Origin of the sequence: Aquimarina megaterium XH134 (assembly GCF_000520975.1) — a bacterium.
GTDB lineage: Bacteria > Bacteroidota > Bacteroidia > Flavobacteriales > Flavobacteriaceae > Aquimarina > Aquimarina megaterium.
Genome location: NZ_JACB01000003.1, coordinates 432,871 through 449,076, shown reverse-complemented (window position 1 = coordinate 449,076; position 16,206 = coordinate 432,871). Strand labels below are relative to the sequence as shown.

Here is a 16,206-nt window from a genome sequence, read left to right as displayed (position 1 = left end):
TAGAAACCTATAGCTTTGTAGCTGTTTTAGTAATTATTTTCCAATCACCTTTTAGCTTTTTTAATAGAAAAAGATCCATTAGTTTTGTTTTTCTCTCCGGAATAAAAATTTCGACTTTGGCTGTGGCTATATCTCGATATATCTCGATTGATAGAATATTTCCTGTTCGTCCGTTATAGACTCCTTTTTTCTTATTCTTAAAATAATTGAGATAATCTACTGGAGTTAATCTTTTAAAGGTACCTTTTACTGTAAGGTATAAAGATGCATCTGCAGCAAAAGCACTTTCTAGTTTTTCTAATTCATTATAAGAACTCCCTTGAATATAATTATTAAGCGTTTTTTCAATCATTTCCTTTTCTGAAAATGAATGGTTTGTTTTGACTATTTCGTTTGTACTCTTATAAAGAAGTGTATCGTTGTTTATAATAGTTTTATCATGGTTCATCATCTTGTATTGTGATAAAACAAGTAAAAAACAAAAAGGGAACGTAGTAAAAAATAGACGTTTCATAGATTTATATTTTAAGTTTAATCAAAACTATGGTTGATACTCTTATGTTTTTTTAAAAGTAGACCGAAGAGGAAGTTCAGTCTATTAAGACCTTTTTAGGTTTTTGTAGTTATTTTTCACCTATTTATAGCCTTAAATACTAGCTTGGTAGATAAATAATCATTATACGACTAGTATAAACTATATTTGTTATTTTCTTTATGAAGTCTTTAAAAACATACTTTGACAAAACAGAAATACGACACGTATTGTTCTGGATAGGTATATTCTTGTATTTCACATTATCTGCTAATATTGATAATTATAATGGTAGCTATCTACAACTATTTGAATCTTATATCATCTTCATTGCCATACAAATACTAATAGCATACACTTGTCTATACTATTTGGTACCAAATTTTTTGAATAAAGGAAAAACAGGTTGGTTTGTTCTATGGTTGATTATTCTATTGTTTGTTATGTACGCCATGTATATATATTATAGAATATACTATTATGATGTAAGGTATTTTGACTACTATAGTCCAATAGTTCAACATTATGCAAAGCAATCTTTTTGGGAAAGACTTTTAAGTTTTTCTGTTTTTTTGAGTAAGAGTATAAAATTTTTAACCCCTACTGCCCTACTTTTAATGTTTAGGTTTTATAAAAACCAGCAGAATTATTTAAAACTAAATGAGCAAAAAAAAATAGCTGAATTGACTGCTTTGAAGAATCAATTAAATCCGCATTTTTTATTCAATACATTAAATAATTTGTATGCTCTGGCCATAAAAAAATCAGATCATGCACCAGAAGTGATTGAAAAACTATCTGATATTTTGGATTATATGTTGTATCGCTGTAATAGTAAATTTGTATCCATCCAAAAAGAAATTGAGTTGATCGAGAATTATATTGCTTTAGAAAAAATACGGTATGGAAACAGAGTTCGTATTTCTTTTAAAAATAATAGCACAGAGGATTCAAAAATAGCTCCTTTACTGCTATTAACTTTTATAGAAAATGCTTTTAAACATGGTGTGACTCAGGAACTAAAGGAAGCTTTTATTTCAATTATAATTAGTTCGGATAGCAATCATATTATTTTTAATATAGAAAATTCTAAATCAACGATATCTGTTGAAAATAAAAATCAGAGGTGTATAGGATTGAGTAATGTTCAAAAACAATTAGATTTACTGTATGGAGATGATTATTCTTTGGATATTAAGGAAGAAAGTGATAAATATTGTGTTCGTTTAATTTTGGAAGCTAAATAATGTATACGTGTTTAATAGTAGATGATGAAGAATTAGCCAGAGAGCTAATAGAAACGCATTTGAAACAGTTAGATGGTTTTGAATTAGTGGCATCTTGTAATAGTGCTATAGAAGCTAGTAAAATATTACAGCAACAATCAATTGATTTACTTTTTCTTGACATAGAAATGCCTGTATTAAAAGGCACAGATTTTTTTAAAAACCTTATTGTTAAGCCTCATGTAATATTTACAACAGCGTATAGAGATTATGCTCTTGATGGATTTGAATTGAATGCTGTGGATTATCTTTTAAAACCTATAACTTTTAGTAGGTTTTTTATGGCAACCGAAAAATTCATTTCGTTACAAAATACGCGATCAGCCTCTACCGAAATTGAAAAGATTATCCCAAAAAAGGATGATTTTATTTTTATACGCGAGGATCGAAAACAAGTAAAAGTCTTCTATGATGATATTCTATATATAGAAAGCGTAAAAGATTATATTAAGATTCATTTGTCTAATAAAACCCGACTTATAAAATATAGTTTAACAGCATTTGAAGATAGATTAGATGAACGATTTATAAGAACACATCGTTCTTATATCGTAAATCGGGATAAAATTACAGCATATACAAAACAGGATATTGAAATTAATACTATTGAAATTCCCATTGGGGAAAATTACAAAATGAATATATCTGATTTGTAGTTTTTTGTTATTCTAAAAGTGCTATTTGAAAATTGAAATGAGTATTGAGAACTGCACAATATAGTGGTTTCCCATCAGAACCCTTTCGCACACTATGATAACGCCTTTCGTTAACATATTCTCCCGCGCTTCTTTTTTGAACAGATAAAGAGATAGCATGATCTTCTTGTAATTCTTTTAAGTCTTTTACAAGTATTTCTATAAAAGAATCTGCAGCTTTCTCTCGATTAGTTTCCTTTTCTAATCTAGAACTAATTCCTCTACATAAATCTTCAAGAATTGATTCTGTAATAGTTAATGTTTCCATTATATAATGATTTAAAAATTAATATTAGTTTTTATTCGTAGTTATCGATTGTATACATAAGTACAACTACTTTAATACGCAGTAAACCCACCATCGGTAGCATAATTTGCTCCAGTGATATTAGATGCTTCTTCAGACAATAAAAATAACATAATTGCTACCTGTTCTTCGGGTGTTGCATCTCTATGGTTAGAATCTGTATACTGCAGAAGGCTTTTGGTCTTAATGTTTCCCATACCAGCATTACCTCCACTAGCTTTTACTTTAGCCATAACAAGTTGATAAGCTCGCTCTACCATAGGCGTCGCAGTATTGGCCATACACACAGAATTGATTCGTATACCATATTCTGCATAATCTATCGCTGCATTTTTTGTTAGTCCATTAACTGCATGTTTGCTTGCGACATATGAGGGAGTTCCCGAAAAACCTCGTAACCCTGCAACCGACGCGACATTAACGATTGCACCACCTTGATTTTGTGCTACCATTTGTTTTAATTCTTCACGCATGCATTTAAATACTCCTGTTGTATTTACTCGCATTACTACATCCCAATACTCATCTGTTGCTTCATGACATCGACTAAATGTAAGGTGTTTTTGTTTTTCATAGTTTATAGGGTCTCCGGGAAAGATTGCATCCATTACACCTGCATTGTTTATGGCGTAATCTAATTTACCATAAGAATCTACTGCTGTTTTAACCATTTCTTTACAGGTCTCATTAGTAGAAACATCACCATAAACGAATTTTGCAGAACCACCATCTTTAACAATTTCATTTACAACAGTATTTCCTTCCTCTTTAAGCCAATCTATACCAACAACGTTTGCACCTTCTAGAGCTGCCCTTTTTATTGCTGCTTTCCCCATTCCTCTTGCGCATCCGGTAATAATAATTGTTTTGTCTTTAAAACGATTAGGTATGAAATATGTTGGATTAACCGGACTAACATCTTTTTTTCCTACGGTATTTTCTGAGGCTAATAATGCAGAAGCAGTTTCAGATCCTTTAGAGTCGTTAGCACAAGCCATACCAGTGCTAGCACCTATAGTAGCGAGCGTTGTGTTTTTTAACATGTTTCTTCGATTCATGATTTTTTGTTTTATTGAGTTACTAGAATATGTTTGTTACATCTAACTAATTACAGTGCGTATCGTATAAATAGCATAGTACTCCACCAATTCGATGGCTCTTCTGTCAAGGCTTTGTTTACAGCTTCACCGGGAAATGTAACTGCCAAATGTCCCTGGATATAAATCTTACGAGACCAAAACACTTTGAAAGTTAGATTACCCTCTACTCCATAATCTTTGGATTCTAAAAATGAGAGTGCTGGGTTTCCTCCTAAATTTGTTAAGTTATCTGCTTTAAATAACCAAAATTGGGGCACCAGTTCAAGTTTTGGAATGGGGCGTACGCGTAATTGAAACCTGTGTGCAACTACATTTGAAATCTGAACTACTTTAAAATGATTTATTCCTTGTACCCATTGTTCTCCGTTTCCACCAGATAATAGAGGATCCCATCGCTCAAATCGATCGGTGCTTAAATCATCACCAGAAAAACGAGCGTGGCGATAGCTTAAAGTTGGTGTCCAGGGAAGTTTTGAAAAACTCCAGCCAAACTCACCAAAGTAGCCGTAAGCACGCATTGGAAAATTTTTATTTCTTTGCAACCCACCTTCTCCGGCAATAAAAAAACCTGAATTACCTGGCGGTTTGGGTTGCCAACGAAAACGTGCATCTACAAGTTGTAGGCCTTCTCGACTAAGAACTTCTGTTGGCGTAAAATAACCAAAATCAGACTTTGGTACATACAATAAGCTCGCTCCTACAGAGAGTCCTTTTGCAGGTTGTGCTTCTACATTAATTCCTGCGATCCTTGTTTTAGAATCTACTACCGGTAGTTCATCTGGATCGAGATAGAATAATTCTAATAATGTGTTGTTGTATTTTACACTACCACGAGCCACCATATCTGCTGCCCAACGAGGGTTAGATTGTAATGCTGCTCTTTTACTACCATTTGCCGAGGTATTTATGATAAGAAACCCATCTCCAAGGGTAAAGCGTTGTCGACCAATAGAGGCATTTACTACAAGTCGATTACCATTTTCCCAGGTTTTTCCTGTAATTAAACCAATATATGCATCCTCAACACCTATATAACCTCTTGTCTTGTTTGTGAATAGCTCTTGTCCTTTAGAACCACTTACTATTGCACTAAGACCGGCATATATATGAAGATTATTATGTAATGGAGTAATTCCATAAGTTCCCAAATGAGTAAATCCTTCGACCCAATCGTCATATCCATCTCCCGAGGGTATCCCCGATACTAATGGGTTGCCATCAAGAAGTGCGTCGGGTCTACCGTACCATGCATTCGTATTACTATAATGAATTGCAAGCGCTTCAAGTTTTAAGCGAATAAATGTAGATCCAAAATTGTATAGCTTTGGAAGGTCATTAATTTTTCCTGATGTTACAAATCCAGTTTTTGTCGATTCGCCAACTTGATTTCCTAAGGTTACATTAATGGTAAGTATAATTCCCCCAATTGCCCCAAACCCTACTTCTATTTTGGTTGTAGCAATCTTAGGATCTTGACGTGATCGAGATAAAGAAAATTCGATATGATTTCTTAAAAATCGATTATCAGGAAAAGTCTTTAAATCTTGACGTATTTTGTCACGAATCCGATTATTGAGTATAGAATCATTTGATGGGTTAGTAATTATGATTTTAACTTCTTCAATTCTTTTATTATGGTAAGGATCAACATCGCCGACACCCTGCGCAATGGTGGTGCCAAATGAAAATGTGAAAATAAAAACTGTAATTCTTAATAAATCTAATTGTTTACTGAGACAGTTTAATAGGTTTGGTTTTATAAGAGTAGTCATATCCGAAGGTCATTGTAATATTCTATTATATTTCTGACAATCTAATCTATATCAAAAAAACAATCTTAATTAGTACGAAATGAAATGAACCACTTATAAATATACAAAAAACAAAGCATGTTTTTATACATACAACTCTTATAAAAAACTTAATTTTCAATGCTTTACACTCGATATGTACATGATATATTTCATAACCTTCATTTATAGCTTTTAGTATGAATGAGGCCAGAATCCATCAATTTTGCATATTACTAAAAATGGATTCTGGCCTCATTCATTACTATAATAACAAGTCCCTTTCTGTTTTATATTTCGACCCGATTATTTTGTCATTTTCACTTCTCTTCCATTTAATGGTTGTTCATTTCTATAATTATTTAAAGGCATCAGATCTCTTAAGATATTTACTTGTTCTAAAGATATTGTGATGGGTTCTTTAAAAATGACCCAGTTTACACCTTGAGTACATGGTGGTGTGGTTAATGATCCTATATAGGTATAATATCCTTTATTTTTAGGAAGATTATAACTAAGATTAAATGGTTTTCCTATAGTTTTAGTTTCTCCTTTTCTAAGAGGCAAATAGCTTTCTAAAAACCTAAAAGGAGCGCTGGTTTGACCTTCTTTTGCCATTACAGCAAGCACTAAGTATTCGCCTTTAGAATTGGTATGTACCATATGTATCACTATCGGATATCTAATACCATTTATGGTATGTTCTGAAGATTCGTGAAAATGAATTTGTTTCAAATCATATTTTTCATTGTGATATATAAGATAATCTCCTTCTTCAAAATTATATTGAATGGAGTGACCATTATTAACTACATCATGTATTTTGGTATTTGATACATAATGAATAGCTAAAGGCTTTAAATTAGTATCGACGATTGCATCTAAACTCACAATATTTATAGGAGATTGATACTTTCCTCCACATTCTGAATTCTTTTCAATTTCTGCCCAATGTTCTGGACTTGTTTCCCCTACATAACTCCAATGTTTTTTTACGTGATTAGTTGTCGAAGTAGTTTTTCCTTTAACAACTTCTATAGAATGCTCTCTTTTAATTTTTTCTTTTGTATTCGTACAAGAGGATACTATTATAGCCGTAATTACAGCTATAAATACTGTATTATTAGTGGTTTTCATTTCTTTTATCTTTAAATGTGAAACTTAAGTGTTGTTTGTAAAATCTGGTTACTTCTAAAATGATCTGCTGTTGGTATATAATCATTCATATAGCCTAGCCCTATAGATGTGTTTTTTAATATTGGATAGGATATTCCAACATAAAACCAGTTTTGATTTAAAGATTTAGGAACAATCCCCGAATCTGTATTCAACCATATTTCATCAAAAACAGCTGCTTTTATTTTTGTATTATTATATACTGTAAACAAAGGAATCTGAAATGTAAAACGATATCTATATCGCATTTTATAATCTGTTTCATTTGCTTTGAAAACATTAGGAGTTACTTCTACAAACTGTTCAATGAAACGTTGTTCAAATCTAAATCGATGTTTGAAATTGGAATTTCCTGATGTATGAGATAATGTTACCTGTTCCCAAACATTGTTTTCATTAAAATTATGCGTAGCCCTATAATTCTTAGCAAAACTATAGCCAATTCCAAAATCCAGAGTTGTATTGAATTTATAATGTATAGATGGTCTAATTAATATTTGTTGCCAATTTTTTAAAAAGTCTGTTCGCCTAAAATGAGCTTCATTTTTTATATATACCTTATTGTTTATAGTATAATCGATAATTAGAGAACTCCAGGAACTATAGCTTTTTTCTGTAGTCGGGTTTTGACTAAATACTGTTATTGGAATAATAAACAGTATGATTTTTATATATTTCACAATATTATTATTAAAATTAAATATCAAAATCGGGAACTAACAAAAGTTAATTCCTAACATTTAAGACTTATAAATAATAACTTTATGAATATACTTTTAGGCAGCAGTACAGAATATAGTATTTGCCTTTTGCAGTGGGAAATTGATATTTTTTTTGATTAAAATTATCATTGTTTTTAGTAATAATCTTTTTGTCTTGAAATGCACAAAAAGCGCTTTTCCCATATTCTTCTTCCTCTTCCCTGTCTTCAAGTTCATTTAAGTCCAGGCTATCGATAAACGTTTGACCATCATGCTCATAGTCTGTTTCATTATCTATACTATGTATAGAAAAAGATTCGATTACTAAATTGTCATGAGAAATAGTATCTGCATTAGCTTTATTACCTAAAAAAAGTGCAGATACCAGAGTTATTAATACTCTAAATGAATAATATTTAACTAAGGAAAGATTCATTGTATGAACAAAAGTATCTATTTAGAGTAATACGTTATCTGCAGCACAGTTGTTTTTAACACAAACTTTAACACCTTTTTTCTCTTACACCATATTTTTTATGTGATGCACATTACATTTTTTTATTAATGTTAGAGTATATTCTATAACGGTATTTATATCATATAGATAATCTTTTGGTTTCTTTATAATTATAAAATAAAGATGAAAACAAAAGCCAGTAAGAATGTGTTCTTACTGGCTTTTGTTTTTATTTACTATAATATTTATTCCTTCATTCCTTCAAGATCCATCATAAAGGCATAAGAAAGAGCAGTACGTTTGTAACGTTGAAAACGTCCTGAAGCACCTCCGTGACCTGTTTCCATATCACAATCCATGATAAGGAGATTATCATCGGTTTTCAATTCACGCAATTTAGCAATCCACTTTGCAGGTTCCCAATATTGTACCTGGCTATCCCAATATCCTGTTGTGATCAACATATTTGGATATGCTTTTGCTTCAACATTATCATACGGAGAGTACGATTTCATATACTCATAATATTCTTTATTCTTAGGATTTCCCCACTCATCAAATTCAAAAGTGGTTAGCGGTATAGTTTCGTCCATCATAGTAGAGACTACATCAACAAATGGTACAGCTGCTACAACACCGTTCCATAGTTCGGGTTTCATATTTAACACAGCTCCCATCAATAAACCACCGGCACTACCACCCATTGCATACATATGTTCTGCACTTGTAAAACCTTCTTTTACCAAAAATTCTCCACAATCAATAAAATCGGTAAATGTATTTTTCTTTTTAAGTAGCTTTCCATCTTCATACCAATGCCTTCCCATTTCCTGTCCTCCTCTAATATGCGCCATGGCATATACAAAACCTCTATCTAATAAACTAAGTCTGTTAGATCTAAAAAATGGCTCAGTACTGCTTCCGTATGAGCCATAAGAGTAGAGTAACAAAGGAGTATTAGCATTTCTTTGTACCCCCTTTTTATATACTAAAGAAATAGGAACTTTTACACCATCTCTTGCTGTTGCATAAAGACGTTCTGATACATAGTTGTCTTTAGAAAAATTTGGGTCTACTACTTCTTCTTCTTTTAATACTTTTCGTTCCTTAGTATCCATATTATACTCGATAGTACTATTAGGAGTCGTTAAAGAGGTGTATCCATATCGTAAAATATTGGTATCAAAATCTAGATTAGTAGTAGGATATGACACATATGCCGGATCATTAAACTCGATATAATGATCATTATCTCCATTCCATTTCATAATACGAATAGTACGTAATCCATTAACACGTTCTTGTAAAACCAAATGTTCTTTAAAAAGCACAAAGCCTTGTAGTAGAATATCTTCGCGATGTGGAATAACATCTACCCAGTTTTCCTTAGTAGTAGCTGTTACGGGTGTTTTTACTAAACGAAAATTCTTAGCATCAAGATTCGTTCTTATATAAAAATGACCATCATAATGATCAACACCATATTCTAAATCTCTTTCTCTAGGCTGAATGATCTTCCATTCATCATTAGGAGTATTGGCATCTAAATATTGATACTCTGTAGATAGCGTCTGATTACTACCAATCATAAGATATTTATCGGATCTAGATTTAAATATAAAACAGCTAAAAGTTTCATCTTTTTCATGAAAAACTAACTCATCTTCAGATTGATCTGTTCCTAATACATGTTTATATATTTTATCTTGTCTAAGTGTTACAGGGTCTTTAGAAGCATAAAAAACAGTTTTATTATCATTTGCCCACACAGCTCCTCCTCCTGTATTTTTAAGTTCATCAGAAAGTATTTCTCCTGACTCTAAGTTCTTAAAATAAACTACATAACGACGTCGTGAAACGGTATCTACACTATAGGCCAAAAGTTTATTATCCGGACTTACAGATCGACCTCCTATAGCATAGTAAGCATGATCTTTTGCCAGTTCTGGTCCATTAAGCATAATTTCTTCTTTACCATTGTCTTCTAATTTCTTACGACAGTATAAAGCATAATCCATGCCTTTTTCATATCGAGTATAATACGAGTAACCATTATCATTATAAGGAACAGAAGAGTCGTCTTTTTTAATACGCCCTACAATTTCATCATACAGTTTTTTCTGCAAACCTTCTGTATGTTTCATTGCCTCATCCTTGTAATGGTTCTCTGCATTAAGATAATCCAGTACATCCTGAGTCTGCGCATCGGATGTTTCAGCATTTTTTTGCTTATCACTTAGACGCATCCAAAAGTAATTATCAATACGTGTATCTCCGTGCGCTTTTAACTCTTCGGCAACCTTTTTGGCTACAGGAGCTTCAATGGATTCATAGGGTTCTAAATCAGGTTTTTTTTCTGTATTACATGCCATAAAAAACATTGTAAAAATTAGAAGTGAATAAATGAATTTAGTTTTCATAAAGTATTTAAAATTAGTTTTTAATAAGCCTCTTTTAAAATTGTTGCCACAATTTAGATTATAAAATGTGAAAAATGTATAAAAAAAATATAATTATTAGTTTCCAGACTCATTTATTGTTCTAAAACAACACATTTCACATTACCTTTTATCTCTATGAATGAGTAGTACTAAAAATTATATGTAGAAACTTAAGGTTATACATTTTTATAGTCTAGAATAGCAGTAAGCATAGCTTGTAAGGTTACATTTTCTTCTATTGCAGAGCTTGGAGAAATTGTACGATTAAGATCTAGTTGCCCATCAGATATTATTAACTTGTTACTTTTGATAATGGTAGTTGTAATTATAGAAGCCTCTTGTAATTGAGTATTCGATATGTTTTTTGGGGTTTCTTGTGATACCAAAGCAGCTTGTTTAAGTTGATTAAAGTAATTAACAACTTCTGAGGCTGTTAATTCATTTCCCTCTGCATTAAACTTTATAACTTTATAATCATCACGATTTTGGATACTGGCAATTGCAGAATCAATAGTTTGAATTAACTGGTGTACAGTATTCATAGGGTTTTACTTCTTTTTTTATTAAAAAAATTGATTACTTGCGATTTGTAGTAGTTATTATAATCATTATTCTTTCATAGCAACTTTACCTCCAAAATTTACTCCCCAATTTATTCCAAATACAGTAACCAAATTATCATCTACAGGGAAATCTTTTCCAAAGCCACCAATCAATGTAATATCTTTCGAAAGCGTGTATTTTAAAGTCCCTACAGAACGTTCACTATTTATGCTTCCGCTACGAGAAATATATTCGTATGCCAGTGAAAATCGATCTATTTCAAGTTCTACTTTTGCTCCCAGATCCCGATAAAACGTTTTAAAGAATTGGTCATTTGCATCAATATTAAATTCATCCTCAATATACCTGGCAGTTACTAGTACATTTAGATAGTTATTTCGTTCACTATCTGATCCTTCATTTAGAACCAAACTTCCTTGTCCTGTAATCCAGCTCCCAAGACGATTAGCAGTACCAGAATCTATTTTATCTCCCTTAAACAATGCGCTATATCCAATAGCGCCATCTACACTAACATAGGGTTTAACTGTCTTTTTAAACTCTTTTAATTTTGGGCGTATTCTCTCTTTTTCTTTTTTATAATGCTCGATAATGGCTTTCTCTGCTATTGCTCGTTTTACAGGATCATCTCCGCTAGCATCTGCTAATACATCAACAGGAGGATTATCAAGATTTTTAAGAATATCACCAACTTTTTTTGCTTCTTCGTATATTTTGTCCTTATCATAAAAACGTAACAAAGTTGTACGTAATCCTACCGCATAAGTTTTTCTTTTACCTACAATACCTTCAAATTCTTTATCAACATAAGCAAAAGATAAAGTTGTTGTGTTTAATCCTCTAAAAGGTTTTTGCTTTACCTCTCCTGTGGTTTGATCCTCTTCTATACCAATATATTTATAGTATGTTCTGTTCTTACTCTTTCGATTGATAAAAAAGTAAGGAGCTACTTCTATAGAAAAGCTTTCTCCAAAGTTATTGAATACGTGTAGTGCTAATGCTTTAAGATTAGTAGGTGTATAAATTTCTGTTGGAGATTCTCCTACTAATAAAAACGCAGGAGAACTTGGATTACTCATTGTAAAATCGCTCAGGTTTTGATCCGTTTTGCCTTCTTGTGTCCAACCAGAAAATGATAGACATACACATAGAATTATATATAAGATAGATTTGTGGTTCATTGTTTTAATTTTTTACTAGTTCAACAACAATAAAAACAATGAAAAACTCATCATCAATTTTCAGTTTTTTACCTTCATAACTTTGTTCATTGCCATCATCTTTTAGAGTAATCTTAAAAACAGTATTTTCTAAGATTGGATCAATATTTTCATCGGTTACAAAGCAATTTGTTACTACATTAAGTTTTTTATTTATGATATCAGTACTATTACCTAAGTTGGTAGAGAAGTTGTATGTGCTACTCTTTTTTAGGATCTTACTATCTAATTTAACATTGGTACCTACCAAGGCTTCGGTACTAATTTTTACATTAAGTTTTACCTCAGAATTAGTACTCATTTTAAATGTTTTCATGGTTATATATTTATATTTTGTAGTTGGTTCTTAATTTAATAGACTGTTTTCAGTGTATTACATCAAAAATACCAATAAAAAGGTATTTTTGATATGAGATTCGGTGTTAATATTTGTAGACAAAAGATATTTAATCACTTTGCTTTTTTAGTAAAAAAAAGAATCTCGATCCATCTTTCCATAGTTAATACAAAATAATAAAGTGAAATCGTTACTGTCATTAATATAAAGAAGATCACAAAAACCCATTTCAGCCTAACAAACCAATAAAAAACAGAAAAAATATTGGATGTATTTTTACTAGTGCTATTACCAATCAAATCCACTAAATACAAACCAGATATATTTTCTATACTATCAAATATCCCAGGGATAAAACAAATAATAAAAAACCAAGGGCTAAGTGTTAAGCTTAAAGTGTTCTCAAAAACTCGCAACGAATAATAGAAAAGAAATGAATATGCTATAATAAAAACAAAATCATAATATGTATTATTCTCGAAATACAGTGGTTTTTTTACTAATTCATTAAACTCTATTAAAGAATTAGAAAATTGAATATTGATAAGATTCTCTACTTGTATTGATGGAATATACGCAAACAAGACACCTAATATCACAACTAGTACTACACTGATTTTCCATAGGTTACTATAAAATTTTAGCTTTTTCATTAATTCAGGTTTTTAATTTTTTCTTCACGTATATCTTTATAGGTTTTCCAGTCAAATTGTTCAATTTGCCTAATTGCAGCATCAACACCTTTATTAAATAGCTTTGCTTTTTCTACATCATCCATCCAAAAGTCTAACCAATTATGATCTTTTGTATCTACTGTCACTACCCTTTTCTCGATTTCTCTATTATTAAATAGAAAATCATTATCATAAAAATTTCTGAATGTACTTATGAAAGATGTGACATATCCAATTAAAGTAATATCTTCTAGTGGTTTTATGTTTTTTGCTGGATCTTTATTTTCTTTTTGATCACCCACTATTCTCTCACTAAGAAGAACACCAAAGGTTGGAAATCTTGGCACAACATTGTCTTTTCTATGAAATTCGCGAATAGGAAAATTAGAGAGCATCCCTCCATCTACAAACCTTGCATTAAGTTTTACTAAATTTTCTACATTCTTTTCATTTTTGTAGTGCTTTTTACCCGGAGTAAAATTTTTATAAATAAAAGGAATCGACATCGTTGCTCTTAAAAATGCTGCAGGTTTTATATTTCCAGGAGTAGTCCAGTAATCATCTGCTCTCTCAGGAAATTTTACAATACGATTATGAGTTAAATTAGAAGTAATTAGTACTAATCGCGGTTTATCACCTTTTTTAGCTTTAACCAATTGCACCTGTTCCATTCTTTTTGTAAGATCATTTTTAGTTTCTATTTCTATAGATAATAGAAGATTTTCTGCCCAACTATAAAATCTTTCCCCAGTGTTAATACCAAAATCCTTGTCTAATATTTTTACAAAAAGGATATAAATAAATAGCAAAAGCGCAGCTACATTTAGCGTTCCTATTATAAAATCAAAAAGTCGAAGTTCTGTTCCCGAGACTCCGTTTGCAATATTAAAAACAATACCAAAAAGGCCATATATCCCTACAAGAAACCCAATAGAAAAAACACCTAAAAAAAGTTTTAAAATAATAGACTTGTAGTTTCTAAGTAATTTTTGCTGTAACCACCCTATTATTCCATTTTTCTCCATGAACTTACTAAAATCTGTATTTGCAATGATATGTGTAAGGATTTCAGACTTAGTAGCTTGATGTGGTTTATCATTATATTGAAATTTTGAATCTTCGTCATATATAGCATTAGGAATAGATGCCAAAAATAAAGCATTGATTGCTCCAGCACTTGTTCCTCCATGACTATAAAAACGAATACCTATTTTTTCCATAATATAAGTATACCCTAATAATGCAATCCCATACATTCCACCACCCTGTTGAACCAAATCGACAACTGGTCTTTCTATAGGTTTTCCTGCATAATTATCATGAACAGTAGCATCAGATATGAGCTCTTTTTTTATAAGACCATCAGCAGTAAATTTATTCTTTAATTTGCGTTGCGGGTCATTGATTGCGTTTTCTAAAATTTCATTTGCTGTAGTAAAAAAACGAGTTGTTCTTTTTATATTTTCTTCATCATGTAGGGAAATATTAGATGTAGTAGAAAATCCCCCCATGATTTGTTTTTGTATACTCATTTTAGAAATTACTTTTTATTGCTGTTACTATAAAATCAGGGTGATATTACAAGACGATTGAAGTATTTAAATTTAATAAAAATCTACTTCTAAAAAAAGAGGTAAATCCCCCTATTTTTTTAGAAGTATAAAAGTATTTGGGATACTTAATCGAAATAAAATAAATATTAGTAAGTATTTTTATGAAAAAGGAGAATAATTTGACCTGAACACTCCTAAAAACAAAGTAAGGCATAACCAAAATACTCTTAAAATGAAAAACTCATTAAAAAACCTATTAATTTTAAGCTACCTTTTCATCCTTCTCTTTGGATGTTCAAAAGATAGCTTACCAGACAACGAAAATTTGGTAGAAAATGGAAACGATTCTGTCTTTAAAACCATAGTTAACTTAGGGTTTTCAGAAAACGTTATTGAAGATCAAGGGAGCTATTATTTGGTTGATGGAGATATTGTTTTTTACAAAAACAAAAAATACCATTCTCCATCAATAGACCCTGTAACTAAACAAAGACGACATCCTAACTCTGTAACGATTAGTAATATTAATGTATATATAAATCCGGGAATGAATTTGGCTTGGAGAAATGCATCTACAGCTGCTATTAATCGTTGGAATGCTCTTAATTCTAGCCTCAATTTAAATATTACAGCATCTACAGCTAATGCACACATTCGAATTATGTATGATTCTCAAGATCCTAGTGTTACTTTGGCTAACAATGTTTTTGGAAGAGGAGAATTTCCTACAGCTAACGGCTTGCCGGGGGTAAGAATATGGATAAATCCTGATTTTGCATCTAATGTCTTTTGTGGTGGACCTATAACCCAAAATATGAGAATCTCTAATGTACAACATGAATTAGGGCATAATCTGGGTATTACTCACACCAATCAGGCTTTTGGAAGTTTGATCCCGGGAACACCAGGAACAGATGCACAATCTGTAATGAATGGAGGACAAGCCTGTACTATAAACAATTTTAGTACTGGTGATATCACTGCTATAGAATACTTATATCCAGTTGCCTGGGTAGGATTACCAAAAGCATATACCAGATTTCCTGATCCAACAATATGTACAAATGTTTTTGTTCAGCAAGATCCATATATGCTACCTGTATCCCCAGGAGCAGATACTTATGAACTCACTTCTAATTCACCCAATCTTTATGTAGATACCAATGTTAGCCCGGGACACATAATAACTATGATTGCTAATCAAGCCGGTAATTATACGATTACACTCAAAACTACCAATCAATATGGTAGTAGTTATGCAACAATATATGTTACTGCAATACAGTGTAATGGCGGTGGTGGAATCGGATTTTAATTTATTAATCTGAAATTCTAAGAAAGTTAACCTCTACAGTTAGATACTGCAGAGGTTA

16 protein-coding genes are annotated in these 16,206 nt (G+C 31.4%); 3 read left to right on the top strand and 13 right to left on the bottom strand.

Going from position 1 to position 16,206, the window contains the following annotated elements:
- Positions 1-7 precede the first annotated feature (7 nt).
- Positions 8-514, bottom strand: coding sequence for a nuclear transport factor 2 family protein (locus Z053_RS0104785; protein WP_081748214.1), 507 nt, complete (start codon positions 512-514; stop codon positions 8-10).
- 200 nt (positions 515-714) lie between these two features.
- Between Z053_RS0104785 and Z053_RS0104780 the strand changes: the two genes are divergently transcribed.
- Both Z053_RS0104780 and Z053_RS0104775 read left to right on the top strand, forming a co-directional pair.
- Positions 715-1,779: a sensor histidine kinase gene (locus Z053_RS0104780; RefSeq protein WP_025663901.1), complete on the top strand. Its 1,065-nt coding sequence runs from the start codon at positions 715-717 to the stop codon at positions 1,777-1,779.
- Complete coding sequence (locus Z053_RS0104775; RefSeq protein ID WP_035095011.1) at positions 1,779-2,474, top strand: LytR/AlgR family response regulator transcription factor; 696 nt, start codon at positions 1,779-1,781, stop codon at positions 2,472-2,474. Before Z053_RS0104780 ends, Z053_RS0104775 begins: the two co-directional genes overlap by 1 nt.
- Positions 2,475-2,481: 7 nt before the next feature.
- Here Z053_RS0104775 and Z053_RS0104770 read toward each other — a convergent pair whose 3' ends face one another.
- From Z053_RS0104770 to Z053_RS31320, 12 genes are all read right to left on the bottom strand, one after another.
- Complete coding sequence (locus Z053_RS0104770) at positions 2,482-2,781, bottom strand: hypothetical protein (RefSeq protein WP_025663899.1); 300 nt, start codon at positions 2,779-2,781, stop codon at positions 2,482-2,484.
- 71 nt (positions 2,782-2,852) lie between these two features.
- Positions 2,853-3,878 (bottom strand): SDR family NAD(P)-dependent oxidoreductase, encoded by a 1,026-nt coding sequence (locus tag Z053_RS0104765; protein WP_025663898.1) that lies wholly within the window; start codon positions 3,876-3,878, stop codon positions 2,853-2,855.
- Positions 3,879-3,928: 50 nt separating this feature from the next.
- Positions 3,929-5,692, bottom strand: a complete 1,764-nt coding sequence (locus tag Z053_RS0104760) for an alginate export family protein (protein ID WP_025663897.1) — start codon at positions 5,690-5,692, stop codon at positions 3,929-3,931.
- A 324-nt stretch (positions 5,693-6,016) separates the two neighbouring features.
- Entirely contained in the window at positions 6,017-6,847 is an 831-nt protein-coding gene (locus Z053_RS0104755; RefSeq protein ID WP_025663896.1) for a carbonic anhydrase, read from the bottom strand.
- Between the two features lie 11 nt (positions 6,848-6,858).
- Positions 6,859-7,566, bottom strand: coding sequence for a DUF2490 domain-containing protein (locus Z053_RS0104750; protein ID WP_035095004.1), 708 nt, complete (start codon positions 7,564-7,566; stop codon positions 6,859-6,861).
- Between the two features lie 82 nt (positions 7,567-7,648).
- On the bottom strand, positions 7,649-8,023 hold the full coding sequence (locus Z053_RS0104745) for a hypothetical protein (RefSeq protein ID WP_025663894.1): 375 nt from the start codon (positions 8,021-8,023) through the stop codon (positions 7,649-7,651).
- A 266-nt stretch (positions 8,024-8,289) separates the two neighbouring features.
- Positions 8,290-10,416 (bottom strand): S9 family peptidase, encoded by a 2,127-nt coding sequence (locus tag Z053_RS0104740; protein ID WP_051475992.1) that lies wholly within the window; start codon positions 10,414-10,416, stop codon positions 8,290-8,292.
- Between the two features lie 245 nt (positions 10,417-10,661).
- The gene (locus Z053_RS0104735) at positions 10,662-11,027 is read right to left on the bottom strand and encodes a hypothetical protein (RefSeq protein WP_025663892.1); all 366 of its coding nucleotides are present in this window, start codon (positions 11,025-11,027) and stop codon (positions 10,662-10,664) included.
- Between the two features lie 66 nt (positions 11,028-11,093).
- Positions 11,094-12,230 carry a hypothetical protein gene (locus Z053_RS0104730; RefSeq protein ID WP_025663891.1) on the bottom strand — a complete coding sequence of 379 codons (1,137 nt, stop codon included), beginning with the start codon at positions 12,228-12,230 and terminating at the stop codon, positions 11,094-11,096.
- A 4-nt stretch (positions 12,231-12,234) separates the two neighbouring features.
- Complete coding sequence (locus tag Z053_RS0104725) at positions 12,235-12,585, bottom strand: hypothetical protein (RefSeq protein WP_025663890.1); 351 nt, start codon at positions 12,583-12,585, stop codon at positions 12,235-12,237.
- Between the two features lie 134 nt (positions 12,586-12,719).
- Positions 12,720-13,259 carry a hypothetical protein gene (locus Z053_RS0104720; RefSeq protein ID WP_025663889.1) on the bottom strand — a complete coding sequence of 180 codons (540 nt, stop codon included), beginning with the start codon at positions 13,257-13,259 and terminating at the stop codon, positions 12,720-12,722.
- On the bottom strand, positions 13,259-14,812 hold the full coding sequence (locus Z053_RS31320) for a patatin-like phospholipase family protein (RefSeq protein WP_025663888.1): 1,554 nt from the start codon (positions 14,810-14,812) through the stop codon (positions 13,259-13,261). The genes Z053_RS0104720 and Z053_RS31320 overlap by 1 nt, the downstream gene beginning before the upstream one ends.
- 253 nt (positions 14,813-15,065) lie before the next feature.
- On the opposite strand from Z053_RS31320, the gene Z053_RS29830 reads away from it, so the two are divergent.
- The gene (locus tag Z053_RS29830) at positions 15,066-16,148 is read left to right on the top strand and encodes a M57 family metalloprotease (protein ID WP_025663887.1); all 1,083 of its coding nucleotides are present in this window, start codon (positions 15,066-15,068) and stop codon (positions 16,146-16,148) included.
- Positions 16,149-16,206 lie beyond the last annotated feature (58 nt).